The organism is Cyclobacterium salsum (assembly GCF_010119245.1).
Taxonomy (GTDB): Bacteria; Bacteroidota; Bacteroidia; order Cytophagales; family Cyclobacteriaceae; genus Cyclobacterium; species Cyclobacterium salsum.
Genome location: NZ_WNKG01000002.1, coordinates 167855 through 186521, shown reverse-complemented (window position 1 = coordinate 186521; position 18667 = coordinate 167855). Strand labels below are relative to the sequence as shown.

13 protein-coding genes are annotated in these 18667 nt (G+C 46.0%); 7 read left to right on the top strand and 6 right to left on the bottom strand.

The features are described from left to right. Positions 1–76 precede the first annotated feature (76 nt). Positions 77–1114, top strand: a complete 1038-nt coding sequence (locus GJS45_RS03700) for an endonuclease/exonuclease/phosphatase family protein (protein WP_162340119.1) — start codon at positions 77–79, stop codon at positions 1112–1114. On the opposite strand, the gene GJS45_RS03695 is transcribed toward GJS45_RS03700, so the two are convergent. Continuing rightward, a complete protein-coding gene (locus GJS45_RS03695) occupies positions 1083–3374 on the bottom strand; it encodes an efflux RND transporter permease subunit (RefSeq protein WP_162340118.1) in 2292 nt (763 codons plus the stop codon). The genes GJS45_RS03700 and GJS45_RS03695 overlap by 32 nt on opposite strands. A gap of 110 nt (positions 3375–3484) precedes the next feature. On the opposite strand from GJS45_RS03695, the gene GJS45_RS03690 reads away from it, so the two are divergent. After that, positions 3485–5332, top strand: a complete 1848-nt coding sequence (locus GJS45_RS03690; protein WP_162340117.1) for a M1 family metallopeptidase — start codon at positions 3485–3487, stop codon at positions 5330–5332. 264 nt (positions 5333–5596) lie between these two features. On the opposite strand, the gene GJS45_RS03685 is transcribed toward GJS45_RS03690, so the two are convergent. Continuing rightward, positions 5597–6874 carry a hypothetical protein gene (locus GJS45_RS03685; protein WP_162340116.1) on the bottom strand — a complete coding sequence of 426 codons (1278 nt, stop codon included), beginning with the start codon at positions 6872–6874 and terminating at the stop codon, positions 5597–5599. Between the two features lie 456 nt (positions 6875–7330). On the opposite strand from GJS45_RS03685, the gene GJS45_RS03680 reads away from it, so the two are divergent. Further along, positions 7331–7693 (top strand): hypothetical protein, encoded by a 363-nt coding sequence (locus GJS45_RS03680; RefSeq protein WP_162340115.1) that lies wholly within the window; start codon positions 7331–7333, stop codon positions 7691–7693. Here the strand turns inward: GJS45_RS03680 and GJS45_RS03675 are convergent. Next, positions 7683–8783, bottom strand: a complete 1101-nt coding sequence (locus tag GJS45_RS03675) for a DUF6544 family protein (RefSeq protein WP_162340114.1) — start codon at positions 8781–8783, stop codon at positions 7683–7685. The genes GJS45_RS03680 and GJS45_RS03675 overlap by 11 nt on opposite strands. A gap of 162 nt (positions 8784–8945) precedes the next feature. On the opposite strand from GJS45_RS03675, the gene GJS45_RS03670 reads away from it, so the two are divergent. Beyond that, complete coding sequence (locus tag GJS45_RS03670) at positions 8946–11366, top strand: glycoside hydrolase family 31 protein (RefSeq protein WP_162340113.1); 2421 nt, start codon at positions 8946–8948, stop codon at positions 11364–11366. 16 nt (positions 11367–11382) lie between these two features. On the opposite strand, the gene GJS45_RS03665 is transcribed toward GJS45_RS03670, so the two are convergent. Next, positions 11383–12186, bottom strand: a complete 804-nt coding sequence (locus GJS45_RS03665) for a M48 family metallopeptidase (RefSeq protein WP_162340112.1) — start codon at positions 12184–12186, stop codon at positions 11383–11385. A gap of 189 nt (positions 12187–12375) precedes the next feature. On the opposite strand from GJS45_RS03665, the gene GJS45_RS03660 reads away from it, so the two are divergent. Together GJS45_RS03660 and GJS45_RS03655 are read left to right on the top strand one after the other, a co-directional pair. Next, complete coding sequence (locus tag GJS45_RS03660; protein ID WP_202928025.1) at positions 12376–14706, top strand: CHRD domain-containing protein; 2331 nt, start codon at positions 12376–12378, stop codon at positions 14704–14706. A 167-nt stretch (positions 14707–14873) separates the two neighbouring features. After that, positions 14874–15353 (top strand): DUF4442 domain-containing protein, encoded by a 480-nt coding sequence (locus tag GJS45_RS03655; RefSeq protein WP_162340111.1) that lies wholly within the window; start codon positions 14874–14876, stop codon positions 15351–15353. Positions 15354–15369: 16 nt separating this feature from the next. Here GJS45_RS03655 and trxA read toward each other — a convergent pair whose 3' ends face one another. Together trxA and GJS45_RS03645 are read right to left on the bottom strand one after the other, a co-directional pair. Next, positions 15370–15687 carry a thioredoxin gene (gene trxA, locus GJS45_RS03650; protein WP_162340110.1) on the bottom strand — a complete coding sequence of 106 codons (318 nt, stop codon included), beginning with the start codon at positions 15685–15687 and terminating at the stop codon, positions 15370–15372. Between the two features lie 64 nt (positions 15688–15751). After that, the gene (locus GJS45_RS03645; protein WP_162340109.1) at positions 15752–16306 is read right to left on the bottom strand and encodes a DinB family protein; all 555 of its coding nucleotides are present in this window, start codon (positions 16304–16306) and stop codon (positions 15752–15754) included. Positions 16307–16344: 38 nt separating this feature from the next. Here GJS45_RS03645 and GJS45_RS03640 point away from each other — a divergent pair, with 38 nt between their 5' ends. Further along, a complete protein-coding gene (locus GJS45_RS03640; RefSeq protein WP_162340108.1) occupies positions 16345–18384 on the top strand; it encodes a M3 family metallopeptidase in 2040 nt (679 codons plus the stop codon). Positions 18385–18667 lie beyond the last annotated feature (283 nt).

The window sequence follows — 18667 nt, the reverse complement described above, 5'->3', positions numbered from 1 at the left end:
TGGGCGGCAAAAAAAATGAATTTGTTGTTTCTTGTATGTTTTTTTCACCAATTTGTGTTGAAATTTCAGCTATCCTATGCGTTTCATAATCGTTTCTTTCTTTTTCGTTTCTGTGCTCCTTTTTTTCAGTGTTCACGTATCTCCCGAAAGCTGGGGTTATACCGGATTATTTTCCCTGCTGATACCCGTTTTTGTTCTACTAAACCTCTTCTTAATTGTCCTGCTGCTATTTGGCAGATTAAGGTTAATCATTTTTCCTATTCTTGCCCTCGTGATTGGATGGAAATTTCTTTCGGTCAGTTTCCAATGGAATACTCCCGATACTACCACAGAAGGCTTTTCCATTTTAAGCTATAACGTAATGTTATTCAACAACAATTGGGGCCCCAATCGGGAAGAGCTGATAATAAACTCCGTACAATGGGCCCGCGATAATCCTTCGGATATCAAATGTTTTCAGGAATTCTATCAGGATTTTACCACTCCTTCCAAAAATGCGCTAAAAATATTGAGTAAGGACGGAGCTTACGAACATGCTTTTTTGCCGGTAGACGGTAATCCAAAAAAAAGAGCCTACGGTATCGCCATTTTCAGCAAATTCCCCATCATCAACAGCGGTAAGGTTTTTGACAACAAGAAAAACAATGGGGCCATGTTTGCGGATATTAAAATCCGGCAGGATACCATTCGCGTGTACAACACCCACCTGGAGTCCATGAATATCCGGGCTGCTGACTTGAATAACCTGGAAGGAATCAAAAGCCAATACCGCAGCACCATAAAGAAATTAAAAGAAGGAATACAAATGAGGGCCTCACAAGCACGAATTTTAAAAGACCATATAGGAAATAGCCCCTACCCGGTCATTTTGGCCGGAGATTTTAACGATCTGCCCTACAGTTACACCTATTTTAGCTTTAAAGAAGTGCTGAAAAATGCGTTCGAGGAAATGGGAAGAGGATTCGGTTTTACTTATAATAAGGTGCTTTTTTTCCTTCGCATAGACAATATTTTTTTCGATGCCCCCCTAGAAATCCAACAATTTCGCACCCACCGGGAAGTTGACTATTCCGACCACTACCCTATTTCGGCCAATTTTGCTTTTCCTGAATAGCCAGCCCTGTCTTTTTCTGAATCCATTTTTGGAGGTACTTCAATAGTACCGGTAGCCAAAATAGATCTGCCACTAAAGCGAAAAACAAGGATAAGCCCACCAAAACTCCCGTAAACCAGGGAATCTCCAAATCACTGAAGGCCAATACCATAAAACCGGAAGAAAGAATAATAGTAGTAAGTATGATCGCTTTTCCGGTGGTGAGAAACGTAATTCTGAGCGCTTTCTCAAAAGGAAATCCCTTGGCCAGTTGCATGCGCAGGCTACTTAGGAAATGAATGCTGTCGTCCACGGCAATTCCAAAAGCTATCGCAAATACAATGGAAGTGGATAATTTAAAATCAACCCCCAGTAAAAACATGACCCCCCCCACCCATACCAGGGGAATGATGTTTGGAAGCAATGCTATAAGTGCCACTCTCCAGGATTTATATAGCAATCCAATCACCAAAACCACTAACAAAAAAGCGAATCCCAATCCGGAAAAAACTTTCCGAGTGACCTGTTCGTGACTTTTATCGATCAGAAAGGAAGTGCCGGTAAGCCGTACCTGTAACAAATTTTCGTTCACTTCATCGGCTACAAATGCCTCGAGCCTTGCGTGCTGCTGGTATCCGATATAACTACCCACATCTTTAGCGCGAGCGGAAATTCTTCCGGATTTTAGGTTTTCCGTCCACAATTTCCATTCGTTTTCATCCATCCACCGCTCCATCATCGGAGCCATGCGTTCATAGCTGCCCTCAGACGGGAGGGTGTAGGCATTTGGATTCCCGCTGTTTTGTGCCTTATTGATTCCCTTCACCAGGGTGAGGGGAGACAAAATAGCACCCGTACCGTAATTATCCCCTATAAAATCCTCCAGTTTTTTGATTTCCTTCAGGACGGCGTAGTCAAATAAACCTTGTTCCGAATTCCCCACTTCCAGATAAACTTCCAATGGCTTCGACCCGTCAAAGGTTTGATCAAAAAATCGAAAATCCTCCTTTAGCGGGTGATCTTCCGGCAAGCTATCGACGATGTAGCCATTGGTCTTCACCTGAGCCATCAAATATCCGGCACCCAGGCTGACCAGGACAAAAATCAAGGAAATACGGGTTCCCCGGGTGATCACCTTCTTGTAAACCGAGCCCAATACCCGATCCCAGCGCCGGGCCCAATCCTGATTTTCAGCCGATGGCAGGGCAGGAAAGACCAGCAAAGCCCAGGGTAGCAGGGTGACCAGTGCCAGAAACATAAAAAGAACTCCCAATCCCGTGTACACACCAAACCAACGCAAACTCCCTATATCGGTAAAATAAAGAGAAAGAAATCCCAGGGAAGTCGTCAAGGCTGTCAAAAACACCGGAAGGGTCAGTTCCTTGCACATAGCGGCTACCGCCTTCTCTTTCGGCAGGGAGTCTCTCAGGGATTGTTGATAATGATTTAAGAAATGGACCAGGCCACTTAGCCCAATGACCATCAAGATCGGAGGTTGCATGACCAGCATGACATCCAACTGCCCTCCGGTAGCCAACAGGAAAGAACCGGCCCAGAAGACTCCCAGGACGATGATTACGAAGGGAAGCAGCACCGCCCACCAACTACGGTATAATAGCCATAACAATAGCAACACCCAAATCCCCGCCAGTCCAAGAAAAAGCGTAAACTCCTCCTGAAGCAAGCTGACAAATTCTCCCTGAGCCCTTATTTTTCCAGCTATTTTAGATTCAGGAAGCCCTGCATTATGCACTGCATTTTCGATCGACCTGAACAAAGAATCACCGGCCTCCTTCCCTATAAGTTGTTGGTTTTGAATAACCAACAGGAGGTAATCCTGGTCTTCGCTAATCAGGCTTCCTTGCCACTGATCCTCCTCAGAAAGTTTTTCGGCTGTCTGGGACAGTGCTTCGGGAGAAGACCAATCCATCAATGGTCTGAAGCTTACCCCAAAAGGACCAATCCGGGGCTCTTCCATTCGAAGTAGCGAATTCACCTCCTCTACCCCTTCAAATTCCCTGATTTTATTTTCCAGTTGCAGGGCTTTTTCGAGGAAAATGCTATCGTACACATCCGGTTGCCTGCCCAGGGCCAGAAGAAGGTAATCGTTATCATTTTCGAACGTGGACCGGTAGTTCTGATAAAATTCCAGATCCGCATCCCCTTGCTGAAAAAAGTTTTCAAAATCATAATTAAACCGAAGTCCTTCCCAGCTATAAACAAAAAATAACGTCAGTGCGATGGCACCTACCAGTCTCCAAAAAGCCTTTCTTTTAGTCATGTTTGTATGTCCTTTGCCTGGTTAAATGTTTACCCATAACAGGCAACAAGGATAAACGGTTTGGCCAGCCCCCGAATTTGATTTATTTTAGAGCAAAAATTTAGATACACATGAAAAAACATACCTTTTTTTTTATTTGGGGGCTTTTACAGGCATTTATCGGCTATGATAGCCAGGCCCAATCATCCCGATGGCAACAATCCATCCATTACCAGATGGAAGTGGATATGGATGTTTCCACGAATCGGTACAAGGGAAGCCAAACCATAGCCTATTCCAACCATTCACCGGACACCTTACACCGGGTATTTTTTCACTTGTATTACAATGCCTTTCAACCAAACAGCATGATGGACGAAAGGTCCCGAACCATATCCGACCCAGACCGGAGGGTTGGGGACAGAATAGCCGATTTAAGTCCCGAAGAAATCGGCTACATGCAGGTAAACAGCCTACAGATGAACGGTCAACCGGTCGCTATGGAAGAGGTTGGTTCGGTGCTGGAAGTGAGCCTTCAGGAACCCATATTGCCCAACAGCACGGTCATTTTTGAATCCGAATTTGAGGCACAGGTACCCTTACAGGTTAGACGTTCGGGCAGAGATAATGCGGAAGGCATCCGGTATAGCATGGCCCAATGGTATCCAAAACTGGCCAATTACGACGAACAGGGCTGGCATGCCAACCCTTATATTGGCAGGGAATTTTATGGGACCTGGGGGAATTTTGATGTAAAAATAACCATCGATAAAGACTATGTATTGGGTGGAACAGGTTACTTGCAAAATGCCCATGAAATCGGCCATGGCTACGAAGCCCCCGGAGAGCGTACCAAAAAAAACAACGAATCCAGCCTAACCTGGCATTTTTATGCCCCACAGGTACATGATTTCATGTGGGCTGCGGACCCTGATTTTACCCATGATAAGTTGGTGATGGATAACGGGATCACCTTGCATTTTCTGTACGAAAAAAATTCAAAAACAGAAAAAAACTGGGCGGCTTTACAGGAATATACCCGAAAAGCGATGGCCTATTTCAGCGAGCATTACGGGCAATATCCCTATCAGCAGTTTTCGGTCATTCAGGGCGGAGACGGAGGAATGGAATACCCCATGTCCACCTTGATCACCGGACAGCGTACCCTGGGTAGTTTGGTAGGGGTGACGGTTCACGAATTGGCTCACAGTTGGTTTCAGGGAGTGTTAGGTTCCAACGAGTCCTTATATCCCTGGATGGATGAAGGATTTACCACCTTTGCCAGCAACCGTTGCATGGCAGCCATTTTTTCCGAGAACCCTTCCGGATTTCCACAGCTCGGAGCCTATGCCAGTTACGAAAAACTAGCAAAATCGGGTCTGGAAGAACCCATGGCCACTCATGCGGACCATTACCATACGAACACGGCCTATGGGGTTGCGGCCTACTCCAAGGGAGCACTGTTCCTTGCCCAGCTAGGATATATCATCGGAGAAGAAGTCCGGGATGAGGCGATGCTGCATTATTGGGATCAATGGAAGTTCAAACATCCAAATGCCAATGACATTACCCGGGTAATGGAGAAGGCCAGTGGGCTGGAATTGGATTGGTTTAAGGAATATTGGGTTTACACAACCAAATCCATTGATTACGCCATTTCCTCTGTAAGCGAAGAAAATGGCCAAACCAAAGTGACCCTTGAAAGAAAAGGATTGATGCCCATGCCCATTGATTTTGTAATCACCTATGAAGATGGCAAGCAGGAGACTATTTACCTGCCCCTTACCATTATGCGCGGAAACAAAGGGGAAGAGGCCCGATTTCCCGAAAGGGTCCGCACCCAGCGATGGCCCTGGACACACACCCGAACTGAAATAATCCTCGATGAACCCCTCTCGGCTATCCAAAGTCTGTCCATCGACCCATCCCTTCGGCTAGCCGACATTAACAGGGATGATAATGACTGGATAAGGGAGTAGCTTTTAGCAAAAGTACCTGGCCGGGTTGTAAAATCCGGCCAGGCACAAAAACGAATCTCTTTAACACTGTGTAAACGTGAGGTCGAGTTAAGAACGTACTCAATACCCGGCTATATCGTCACTGCGACTCTGTTTTATGGGCACTATGGAGTGACGGTCTCGTTCTACTAAAGATTCCCACGGCTTCCTTCGCACATACCCACTCTAAGAGCCTCGGAATGACGGTTTTATTATGAAAATAGGTCGAACTCACGTTATAAAGGTCTATTCCAGTCGAATCTGATATTGGAGAACAAGGGAACTTTTTCTCATTTGCTGCACCAAATCACCCGTCCTATCTGCATCAAAAACAGGCCGATTTTGGTAGGCAAGGGTCAACTTGGACCGTTGTCCGTCCAGCAGTAGATTGACCCCTGTTTCCAGAAACGTGACCGGCTCCTGTAATTTTTCGTAGTCGGAAAATTGGCCGGAAATAAAGGGTTGGATGCGTTCGTTCCTATTGGGTATAGGCCAGGTATAACCCACTTGAAAATAACCGGTTTGCCCCGTACCAATGGCGGGCCAGGCATTGCCGGTACCACTGAAGGTACCTTGCGTATTCAAGCCGCTACCCACGTTGTTAAAACCAATGACTCTCAGGTAATTGGGTCCAAAATCATAGTAAAAATAACCCATGTAAAAGGTCCAGGCCTTGTTACCGGGGAGGGGAATTTCCCCAAATAGGTCTGCAGCCATCAGCGTGATGGGAGTGGTCAGTGTGTCGGCTTCATTAGTTAGATGCCACATGGCCTTATTTTGTCTTTCGATACCCAGCCCAAGGGTCAACACCTTCTTTTGCCCATCCAGCGTTCCGGCATGAAACGGACTGATGCTTTCGTGATCAAAAAACTGGTATTTTAAATACACCGCTGTTTGGATACCCGGCTTGACATTTGCAAAACCTGAATCAAAACCTATCTGGCTATTCGCTACCGGCGCATAAGGCCTGCTGAAAACGATCCGATAGTCCAATGGACCGGCCTGGCCTGCTGCAAAGGCGCTCAGCTTGCGCAAAATGTTGTCCGTTTGATTCACCGTCGGAATCAGAAAGGGAGACAGGTCCAGTGTCAACAGCTTACTGGTCAGTGGTGCCGCATATCGGGAGGTACCATTCCATCCGGATTGCCCCCCTCCTACGGTCAGGTACCGGTGCAGCCGGTGATCTATGTAGAAGTCCAACAAACGTATTTCCCCGGATCTTGCGGTAAGGTAATTGATGTTGTTCTGACCCAGGGTCATGGTCAGATTTGTTTTTTCCCTGATCCGGGCGTAAGCCTGGAATCGCAACCTCCTCACCGAAATATCAAAAAAAGAGGAAGAGGGCTCTCCGTTGATCAGCGTTCCCGGATTGTTCTGGTTGTAACGCATCCACACCTGGCCCGTTAGCCGGAGCCCCGCATACGAACTGCTATCTTTTTGCGAATAAACCCGAAGCGGGAAATCCTGCGCCCGAGCCTGGTTCAAAACGAAAACAGCTACCGCAAAAAAAAGTAAAAATTTCATTTTCAGATAGAAGTATAGATTATTAAAAGCGACAAAAGGACTGGGTTTTGCCATCCGGAAGCAGTTATTTTCTATAAAGTAACTATATCCCCTGGATGAATTCAAAACTAAGCCGGATTAAATTGATTGAGGATTACCCTTAATACCTTATTTTTAACCAATCCTTTCCGGTAAATTCTAAGTTAATGAAAAATTCAATAGGCCTGACAAGCGCATTGATCAACAGCTTATACCTATGCGGACTTTTTTTGTTTCCCGCTTTTGGATTTGTACTTGCTGGAAAAGGAATTAGTAGGTATATCCGATAAAAACTCAAACCATTTGTATGAGCATTTTACCGGCCCAACTCCCTTACAACCGGTCAGAATACTATTATTTGCTTTATTTTATTGATTAAATTGGGAATTGAAAAAGGAATTGGCTACTTTGATTGCGTAACCAATAAGCCAAAATGATATGAAGCCTTTTGTACTACTTACTTGTATGGTGTTTCTATTTACCATCCGGGCGCAAGCGCAGGAAGAATTAGAAACCGAGCGGAATACCAAAGACAAGACCTATCATTTTCAAGAGTTTGAGGTCCTACAGTTTGAAGCCGTTAGTCCGGATGAGGTAACTACCACTACTTTTCTTGCAAAGGATTTGAGCTACCAAAAATCGCCTGTGCCCGGACCGCCCATGGGGAATTACCAGGATTTTAAAATCATAAAAATCACCCTTCCGAAGGAAATCTGCCAGAAATTAATAGATCGCAAGGACCTGAATGAAAAACCAGCCAGCTATTATTTGGTAAAGAGAGAAACAAAACCTAAAGAGTAGCCCCGAAATTGGTTTCAACGGATAGAATACGGATTTGCGCCCATTTCCAGGGGCCATCCGCCAACATCCAGGTTGCCTCACAAAGGGTAGGAACTTCCACCCCTTCAAATTTTTGGTATTCCCTGGCTTCTATGATCCAGGGCTTTCGAGTAGCGGATTCCTCCCCACCCATGTACCGTTCGGTGCTGAATTTCACAAATCTGCCGACCTCATCAAAGGTAAAAACGCCGGATACTGAACGGTCTTGAAAAGTCAAAATGGCCCTGGCCTCGTTTTCACCAATGCCTTCCCAGCTCAGGTAAGGGCACTTGGCAGCAGCAGGAAACCAAACTATTTCACCTAAAAAGCGCTGTAGGGTACCTTCATCTATTCTGGGATTATCTTTTTCATTAACCATAGCAATCAGCGACCAGAGTTTAATCGCCATTTCACCTTTTCCACCCAGCAACTTATCCCTCCCCTTTACCTGAATCAAAGGGTATAACTGTAGGTCCAAGGACCAAACAAAACCGGGTTGGACCGGATTAAAGTACTGATGGGCCGTACCTTGATACCAGTCTTTCTGGGTAGGATTGAGTTTTAGTTGGAAATCCTGTTCTACCTTTACCCTGCCGGGTATCGGTGCCTCCCATGCTCCTGATCGTTCAAGCCATCGCTGGACGGGCTCCGGGTAGGAAGATGCTGGTGGAGAATCTGACTTTTCAAATATCGTTGTGGATTGGCTAAACAACGCGTTTACTTCCTGCATGACCTGCGTTTCAAAACGCACATCAGCTCCCGCCAGTACGGATAGGCAAAATAAGACCACGTTGGGTACGGTTCCGAACTTTGCCTCTCCCCAGTACAGGATTATCAGCACCTGTGAAAAAATGGCCAGCGCCATTCCGAGGTACCACCAGTAGTGTACCTGCCAGGCATACCCAACCGTTACAACTAATATACCGATTCCGGCAAGCAACCACAGCATGCCCGCATCCCTGGAAATTTGCAGGGGTAGTTCTTTCAATTCCATCCATTCATAGGCTTTTAAGAAACCTAAAAAATGAATGAACCCATGTAAGGCCAGCAAAATGATAACGGTTATCTTCATGTACCTAATTTACCAAATTCACGTTACCGAAACAATATAGGAGCCACCGGAAATAGCTTCATTCTTCCATTAAATGAACCAATTTTTCCAAAATAGAACAGCGAAAGGGTTTTTCTAAGCTAATTATCCTGCTTACATTGAAAGCGATTAGCAGCTAAAAAAATGAAAAAAAACAAATCCCTACCTCAAATTCCCGGACAGATTGATTCTTTCCATTTAACCCCTACCGGTCTGCTTGGTGCCACGGACAACTGTATTTTTGAAATTATGGTTTATGCTGAAAATACCTTTAGAATACGGGTTAGTAAGCATAAGGAATGGGAAGGCAATCCCTACTCAGTAATCGCCTCTCCGATAGAAAACAGTTATGGATTTGAGGAAGACGACCGGCACCTGATTCTTAAAACCGCCAACATCCATTTATTTTTACGCAAGGATAATTTATCTCTAATCTTCAAAACCAGTTCCGGTCAGATGCTATCGGAGGACGATCCTGATGTTGGAATAAATTGGCTGGGCACTGAGGTCAGTTGTTATAAGAAGCTACAGGAATGGGAAAAGTTTATTGGCTTGGGCGAAAAAACAGGTAGGCTGAATCGCTATGGGCAAAGTTACACCCATTGGAACACAGATCACTTTGGGTATGGTGTTGATGACGATCCCTTGTACCTTTCCATTCCCTTCTACATGGGCCTTCATCATGGACTGGCTTATGGGATATTTTTTGATAATACCCACAAAACCACCTTTAACTTCGGGGCAGGGAACAACCGGTATTCCTACTTTTCGGCAGAAGACGGAGACCTGGATTATTATTTCATCCATGACGAATCCGTGTCGCAGGTTCTGTCCGCCTACACCAGATTGACGGGCCAGACGCCGCTTCCCCCCAAATGGGCACTGGGCTATCAGCAATGCCGCTATTCCTACTATCCGGATAAGGATGTGATGCGCCTGGCGCAAACCTTTCGGGAAAAAAGCATCCCCGGAGATGTGATATACCTGGACATTCACTACATGGAAAAATATAAGGTATTCACTTTTGATAAAGAAACCTTTCCGGATCCTGCGGGATTGATCCGCCATTTAAAGCAATTGGGGTTTCGGGTGGTGGTCATCCTTGATCCTGGCATAAAAGCCGATGAATCCTATCCGATTTACCTGGAGGGGGAATCGAAATCCCTATTTTTAAACTACCCAAATGGAGAGCATTACCTGGGACAGGTTTGGCCGGGTTGGTGCACTTTTCCTGATTTCACCCTCCCGGAAGCAAGGGCCTGGTGGGGAGAAAAGCTGCAATTTTATACCGAACTGGGAGTGGACGGATTTTGGACCGACATGAATGAACCGGCTACCTGGGGGCAGACCGTACCGAATCTCGTGCAATTTGACTTCGAAGGTACCGGTGCCAATCACCGAAAGGCCCGAAACATGTACGGCATGCAAATGGCCAGAAGTACCCGCGAAGGCCAAATCCAGGCCCATTCCAATGCAAGGCCCTTTGTATTGACTCGTTCCGGGTTTGCCGGAATTCAGCGATATGCAGCCGTCTGGACCGGTGACAATGTGTCCAGCGATGAGCACATGATGGCTGGCATCCGACTGGTAAATAGCATGGGGATCAGCGGCGTACCCTTCGCAGGCTACGATATCGGAGGGTTTGTGGGGAATTGCTCCCCGCAGCTCTTTGCCAGGTGGATCAGTATCGCTGCATTTTGCCCGCTGTTTCGGGCACACACCATGGTCAACAGCCATGCTTCCGAACCCTGGTCGTTTGGGGAGGAAGTGGAATCCATTGCAAGGAATTACATACGGCTACGGTACAAATTGATGCCAGCCATTTATGCCGCATTTTACAAAAGCCAGGAAACCGGATTGCCGGTGGCCAAAAGCCTGGCCCTGGAGTATCCTTTTGACGATACTGTTTATAATGGTGCTTATGACAACCAATACCTATTTTGTGAACAGCTATTGATCGCGCCGGTAGAAAGCTATAAAACCATTACCAAAATATACCTGCCCGAAGGCGACTGGTACCACCTCTTTTCAGGTAAAAAGTTGAAAGGCGGAAACGAACTTTTATGGGAATGCCCCTTGAACTACCTTCCTGTATTTGTGGCTGCCGGAAGTATTTTACCCATGCAAAGCGTCGGGCAACATACCGCAGCGGTCTCGGATGGCAGGATCAAATGGCATGTTTTCAAGGGAAAAGGAGTACGTGAACAAATCTTGTACGAAGACGATGGGATTAGCAATGCCCACCAGAATGGAGACTGGGCCAAACGGATCATTCAAATGGATCATGACCACGGCGTATTAAAAATAGGAGCTTTAGAGGGCGATTACTCAAGTAATTATCGCCAGGCCAGGATTTACTTCCATGGATTCCAGGACCAGCTGGTTGAGATCGAAGGAAATCGGGTAAAGATGGATCGAACCAATGTCGCTTTTTTGGACGAAATAGCGGAATTTGATCCCCTGCCCGTCGGCGAACATGAATTTCAGATTTGTGCGGCTGTTCCCAGCGTAACCGTTACCCTCACAGCCGCCAGCCAAACCCTTACCTTAAAAGGAATCGAATAATGGGAAGCTTTTTGGTTTAGGGTTGGTTTTTATTGTAATACTCCATGGCCTTTTCCATTTGATCATTTAATTGATCGATTCTTCGCTCCGGACCCGGGTGAGTGGAAAGGAATTCGGGGGGTCTGGTTCCCTCTGCCTGGGCATTCATTCGTTCCCAAAAAGCAGGTGCTTCCCGGGGATTATACCCAGCGATGGCCATAAAGATCAGGCCCAGCTGATCCGCTTCCAACTCCTGATCCCGTGAAAATTTCAACATTCCCACTTGCCCCCCATAACCAATGGCCTGTAAAAAGATCGTTTGTGTCAGGGTGGGATTTTCTCCCATGGCCGCCTGAATTCCACCCAAAAGTCCATTAGCCACCATTCCTTGTGACATGCGTTCGCGGGCATGGTTGGCAATGGCGTGCGCTACTTCGTGACCCATGACCACCGCGATGCCCGTTTCGTCCTCACAAATAGGTAAGATACCCGTGTAAAAAGCCACTTTTCCGCCAGGCATACACCAGGCATTTACCTGCTCGCTTTCCAGCAAATTAAACTCCCAGGAAAATCCCTCCGTGATCTCGGATTGCCCGTTGTCTTCCAGGTATTTTTCGACAGCCGCCGCAATCTTTCTTCCCACATTTACAACCTGCTTACCTTTGGTGCTATTCGTCAAAACCTTACTATCACCCAACACCTGATCGTATTGATCGTAGGAAAGGGGCAATACTTCAGCGTTACTCACAAGATTCAACTGCCTTCGGCCGCTAAGCGGTACGGTGGCGCAACTGTAAGCTATAAGACCAGTAAAAAGAAGGGCAATAATTTTTTTATACATACTACTATTGGTAAAGAATCCTTTCCAAATGTTCAAAAAAGATGCCAGAAAAGGATCCACAGTCAAAAAAAATAAAAGCTGCCATACTGTAAATCAACCAAAAATATTCACAGACGTAAAACATAATACCATTGAATTGGTTTACAAATTAACAAGAAAACAAATTTTAACCTAGTCCCCAATCACGTTATGAAAAAGTATTATCAATTTTTGATTCTCATGATGGGCATTGCAGGAAGTTTATTCCTACAATCCTGTGTAGACGAACAAAGCCCTGCAGATGCGCTGGAGTTATTGAGTGGCAGCAGAGGGTACCCTCTGAATGCGGTAGATGGATCCGGAATTAGCGGAAATGTGGTTTTTGAAGAAGGAGAAGGCGGATATACCAAAGTGACGATAAATCTGAGCGGAACGCCCGATGGAGGTGCTCATCCGGCGCATATTCATTTTAATTCTGCCGCCGAAGGAGGGGATATTGCCATTTCCCTGGAACCGATCAACGGTACGACCGGAACCAGCGTTACGCTGGTCAATCAAATGGATGATGGATCGTATATTGATTACGAGCGTTTAGTCGCTTTTGAAGGCTACGTTAATGTCCATTTGGCTTACGGGCAATTGGAAACGGTGGTAGCTCAGGGAGATATTGGAGGCAATGCGCTGGATGGAAATTCCAAACGCTATAACCTGCTAACCAAAGATATAGACGGTATCGGCGGAAGTATATTATTTGAAAGAAGCGTTGGTGGATTCACCGTAGCCACCATAGAATTGGACGGAACTCCTTCCGGCGGTTCCCATCCGGCCCATATTCATGCAAACACGGCAGCCGAAGGAGGCGGAATCCTTATTTCCTTCAACCCAGTAGATGGAACGACTGGTACAAGCCGAACCATCATTCGAACCGATGATGCGGGAAATCCAATCAGTTATGAAGATATTCTCAGTATGGATGGCTATGTAAATGTACACCTGAGTGCAAACGAATTGGGTACCATCGTAGCGCAGGGCGATATCGGTAGCAATGAACTAACCGAGAATTTTAAGGAATATTCCTTAAATGAGTTAGCCGTGCCTGGAATTTCGGGGTCCATCATATTCAAAGAGCGAATCAACGGCTTTACTCTGGCCACCATCCAATTGGACAACACCCCTGAAGACGGTTCTCATCCGGCCCATATCCATGCAAATTCAGCGGCCGAAGGCGGCGGGATTATCGTTTCCTTTACCCCAGTGGATGGAGCCACGGGAATGAGTGAGACCACCATTCGCGCCTTAGATAATGGACAACCCTTGACCTATGATCAGATCCTTGATATAGACGGGTATGTTAATGTGCACTTGTCAACCAATCAACTTGGCACCATCGTAGCCCAGGGGGATATTGGTGGCAACGAGCTGACTGGAATGAGTAAAATGTACCCCCTTAATGAATTGGCCGTAACTGGTATAGACGGGTCAATCACTTTTGAGGAGCGGAAGAATGGATTTTCCCTGGCCACCATTATGGTAAATAATACGCCCGAGGACGGGGTACATCCGGCACATATACACGCCAATTCAGCTGCTGAAGGAGGGGGAATTCTGGTTTCCTTTAATCCTGTAGATGGTTCAAGCGGCATGAGCAAAACGACCGTCCGCGCACAAGATTCAGGTGAAGCCCTTACCTATGAGCAAATTCTGGAAATGGATGGCTATGTAAATGTCCATCTTTCCATGAGCGAATTGGGCGTAATCGTTGCCCAGGGAGATATCGGAGGAAATGAACTAACGGGCGTAATGAAAATGTATCCATTGAATGAACTCGCTGTTCCCGGGTTAGAGGGAACCATCACCTTTGAAGAGCGAATGAATGGGTTTTCACTCGCTACCATAGAACTAATGAATACGCCGGATGGCGGTGTCCATCCAGCACACATTCATGCCAATTCCGCCGCTGAAGGTGGAGGAATTATTGTTTCCTTCAATTCGGTGGATGGCAGCACAGGCATGAGTAAAACAACCATTAGAAGTTTGGACGACGGTACCGCTTTAATGTATGAAGACTTGTTGACCATCGATGGGTACGTGAATGTACATTTGTCCATGAATCAATTAGGAGTGATTGTGGCGCAGGGAGATATTGGTGGAAACGAATTAACCGGTACAACAAGTAGCTATGAGCTGGGAGAATTAGCCGCGCCCGGAATCAGTGGAACCATTACCTTTAGTGAACGACAAAATGGATTTACGCTGGCAACCATTCAACTGGAAAATACACCGGATGGAGGGATACATCCCGCCCATATTCATGCCAATTCAGCGGCAACCGGTGGGGGTATCATCGTCTCCTTTAATTCGGTGGACGGAACGACCGGCATGAGTCAGACCACGCTACGTGCGTTAGACGATGGAACGCCACTAACCTATGAAGACCTGCAAACCATAGATGGCTATGTCAATGTCCATTTATCCTTAGATCAGCTCGGTGTCATCGTCGCACAGGGAAATATAGGAAGCAATGTATTGGCAACAATATAGGAGAAATTACCTTATTAGGAACGGCTTAGCCCAAGAAGGGTACTATGAAATTTAGTATGGGTTTATAAAGAAAAAACCGTAGTCATTTTGGCTGCGGTTTTTTTATATTGTCAACCCATTGAGATCAAACTCCAAACTGGCAAGAAGTTGCCTAAGCCCCCTTCGTTATGAATAACCGCCAACAAAAAATCCAAAAATCCCTCCTTTCTGCGCCGTCTTTTGTTTGGTACATGATGCGGAAATTACCATCGGTGATTTTTTGGGGGATACGTATTTCCCGCCTGGACCTGGAGCAATGTCAGACCCGACTTCCGTTTAACTGGAGGTCCACCAACCCTTTCCGATCTATTTATTTCTCGGCATTGGCAGGTGCCGCTGAATTGGCTAGCGGTGCCCTCTGCCTGTTACATACGACAGGCCAGGGTTCCTATTCCATGCTGGTCACTCATTTTGAAGCAACATTTACTAAAAAAGCCAATCAGACCGTCACCATGACCTGCCTGGATGGGAACAAAATCCGGGAGACCCTTGCCGGATTAAGACAGAAAGGAGATACCGCCAACGTCACCGTAGTCGTAAGCAGTCAGCTTCCTAACGGAGAAAGCCCAGCCTCCTTTTCGATCACCTGGTCTTTCAAAAGGAGGTAGGATGATAATAACCTGCTCAGGCAGTTTCTGCTAATTGCCGGTCGATAACCTGAATCAATTGATGCGCGGGAACTACTCCGGACTGCCGCCATACTGGTTTCCCATGTTGAAATAGGATCAGCGTTGGAACGCCTCGTACTTGAAATTTACTGGCAGCTAAGGGGTTTTTATCCACATCGATTTTGATAATTTTTGCTTTCGCCCCTACTTTGGCTGCTGTTTCCTGAAGGATGGGCTGCATCATCTGACAAGGACCACACCAGGTGGCGTAAAAATCCACCAGGACGGGTTGATCACTATTGATGATTTCTGAGAAACTTTTTCCACTGGCCATAATTCTATCTGTTTTATTTGATAACAAAAGTACTTCTTGTACCGTTTGAAAACAGTAATAAAAATCACAAAGGAGCTTCGGGTGCAAGCAAGGGAAGGTAATGGCTTCTCAGAAGTGCTACATGGTGCTCCATGTGTCCAAAAATGATGTAAACCAGTGCAGATACCGACATGGGATGATTATCTACCCGTCCTTCCAGGTGCCATTTTTCAGCCGGTATCTCTTCTATAAATTCCCACAATAATTCCCGGTGGAGCAGAAAGGCAGCGAGTATTTTTTGGGGAGATTGGGAATCAAAATCGGCAGAATGCACATATAGGTCCTGATCGAATCCAGGTAAGGAAGCCTTTTCGCCCCTACTGATGCACAAAGCCCGGAAGTGCATTATTTTTTCGGTATCCAGCATATGGCCCAAAAGCTGATTGAAGGACCACTTTCCCGGTTGGTAGCGGGTGTATGCTGCTGCAGGGGACAAATCCTTGAAAACAGTTGAAATGAAATCTTCCTGTTCTGCCGAAATTTTCCTCAGGTCCATTCCCGACACCCGGGCGACATAGCCCTTATAGAATGGCTTGTAACTTCCGGCCTTAGGTTCTGGCAATCCCTTACTTGTCTCCATTATTTTGTTAATTTTGCAATTCAATATAAATATACGATATGAATCCATTACTGGAAAAATTCAATACCCCTTTTGAAACCGCTCCCTTTCAGTTGATCAAAGATGAACATTTCCTTCCTGCCATAAAAGAGGCCATCCAGCAGGCCAAGGAAGAAATCTCCCAGATAAAAGAAGCTTCGAAACCAAATTTCGTTAATACCATCGTCCACCTGGAAAATTCGGGGGAAAAATTATCGAGGGTTGCGTCCATTTTCTTTAACCTGAATGCAGCGGAAACCACTGATGAGATTCAAAAACTGGCCAGAGAAATTTCCCCCCTGCTATCTGCACACAGCAACGATGTCCTATTGGACGAGGATCTTTTTGACCGCATCCAGCAAGTCTATTCGCAAAAGGAGGCATTGGATTTAACCACCGAAGAAAATACCCTGCTGGAGAAAACCTATAAATCCTTCATTCGGAATGGAGCGTTATTGGATGCCAATGGCAAAAAGAGATTGCGGGAAATCGACCAGAAACTTTCCAGGCTGGGGCTGCAATTTGGAGAGAATGTACTGAAGGAAACCAATTCCTACGAATTGGTCATCAGCAAGGAAGAAGACCTGAAAGGACTACCGGAAGGGGTGATTGAAGCCGCTTCTCAAACAGCAGAAGAAAAAGGAAAAGCCGGGAAATGGGTATTTACACTTGCCTATCCCAGCTACATTCCATTTATGACCTATGCTGCCAGCCGGGAGTTGAGAAAGGAACTGTTTATCGCGTATAATACCAAGGCTTCTAAAGGGGATGACCTGGACAACCGTCCTATCATCAAGGAGATCGTCGAGCTAAAAGACGAGCGGGCCAAACTTCTTCAGTATTCCAATTTTGCCGCCTTCGTCCTGGAGGAACGAATGGCTAAAGACGAGAAAAAGGTCATGGCATTTTTGGATGAATTACTTAAAAAAGCCCATCCCAAAGCCGTTGCAGAAGTGAAAGAACTGGAGGCCTTTGCCAGGGAAAGGGATGGCTTGGAAAAGCTTCAAAAATGGGATGTCGGCTACTACGCTGAAAAACTAAAAATGAAAAAATTTGATGTAGATGACGAGTTGCTGAAGCCCTACTTTGAATTAAACCGTGCCATTCAGGGCGTGTTCCAGACGGCCCGGAAATTATTCGGGATTACGTTTGAGGAAAACACCAACATCCCGGTATATAATAAAGATGTCAAGGCTTATGAGGTGAAAGATGAAAAAGGAGCTCATTTGGCCGTGTTTTATGCTGATTTTTTCCCTCGGGCAGGCAAAAGAAACGGTGCCTGGATGACCATCTACCGCGGTCAAAAGCGAAAAGATAACCAGGAGCAACGACCCCACGTGTCCATCGTTTGCAATTTTACAAAACCTACCAAAACCAAACCTTCCTTACTTACCTTCAATGAGGTAACCACGCTCTTTCATGAATTTGGCCACGCCCTACATGGTATGTTGGCAGATGGCACCTTTGAATCCCTATCCGGAACGAACGTTTATTGGGATTTTGTGGAGCTTCCTTCGCAGATATTTGAAAACTGGTGCTACGAAAAAGACTGCCTGGATCTGTTTGCCAGGCATTATCAAACAGGGGAACCCATCTCCCAACAACTGATAGAGCGGATAAAAAAAGCGGCCAATTTCCATCAGGGATATCAAACCGTACGGCAAATCAGTCTGGGATTACTCGATATGGCCTATTATTCGACCGATCCTTCCCAAATCGAAGACATTGCACGTTTTGAAAGGGAGGTCACCAAGCCGGCCGAACTTCTGGAACCCGTCGAAGGAACCCTGATGAGCGCCTCCTTTTCGCATATTTTTCAAGGCGGATACGCGGCTGGGTATTACAGCTACAAATGGGCGGAAGTCCTGGATGCGGATGCCTTTGAACTGTTTCTCGAAAAGGGCATTTTCGATCCCGAAACGGCCCACTCCTTCCGGGATAATATCCTGGCGATGGGAGGAAAAGAGCACCCGGAAATACTTTACAAAAGATTCCGGGGAAGAGGTCCCAAAACCGATGCCTTAATCAAACGGGCAGGGTTGGAAATACAGGATAACTAAAATCGGCATACCTGTCAGGTTTTTATTGAATTTCAACCAACAACAAACGCTGAGTAGATGAACCCTGACAGTCTTTATTAGTTGAATATAGGATTAGGTAGTGGAATTAAGGCAGGATAACCAAATCGGTTAGGAAGGAAGGGGGTATTTCCCTTTCCTGCAACCCTGTTACTGCGTCTTCACCCATTTTGAGGAATGAGATTTTAATTCCACTACTAATTTTACTAACGTGACCATTTTTGATAGCAAACAAAGGAGGTGCATGTGTATAATTTCTAACATG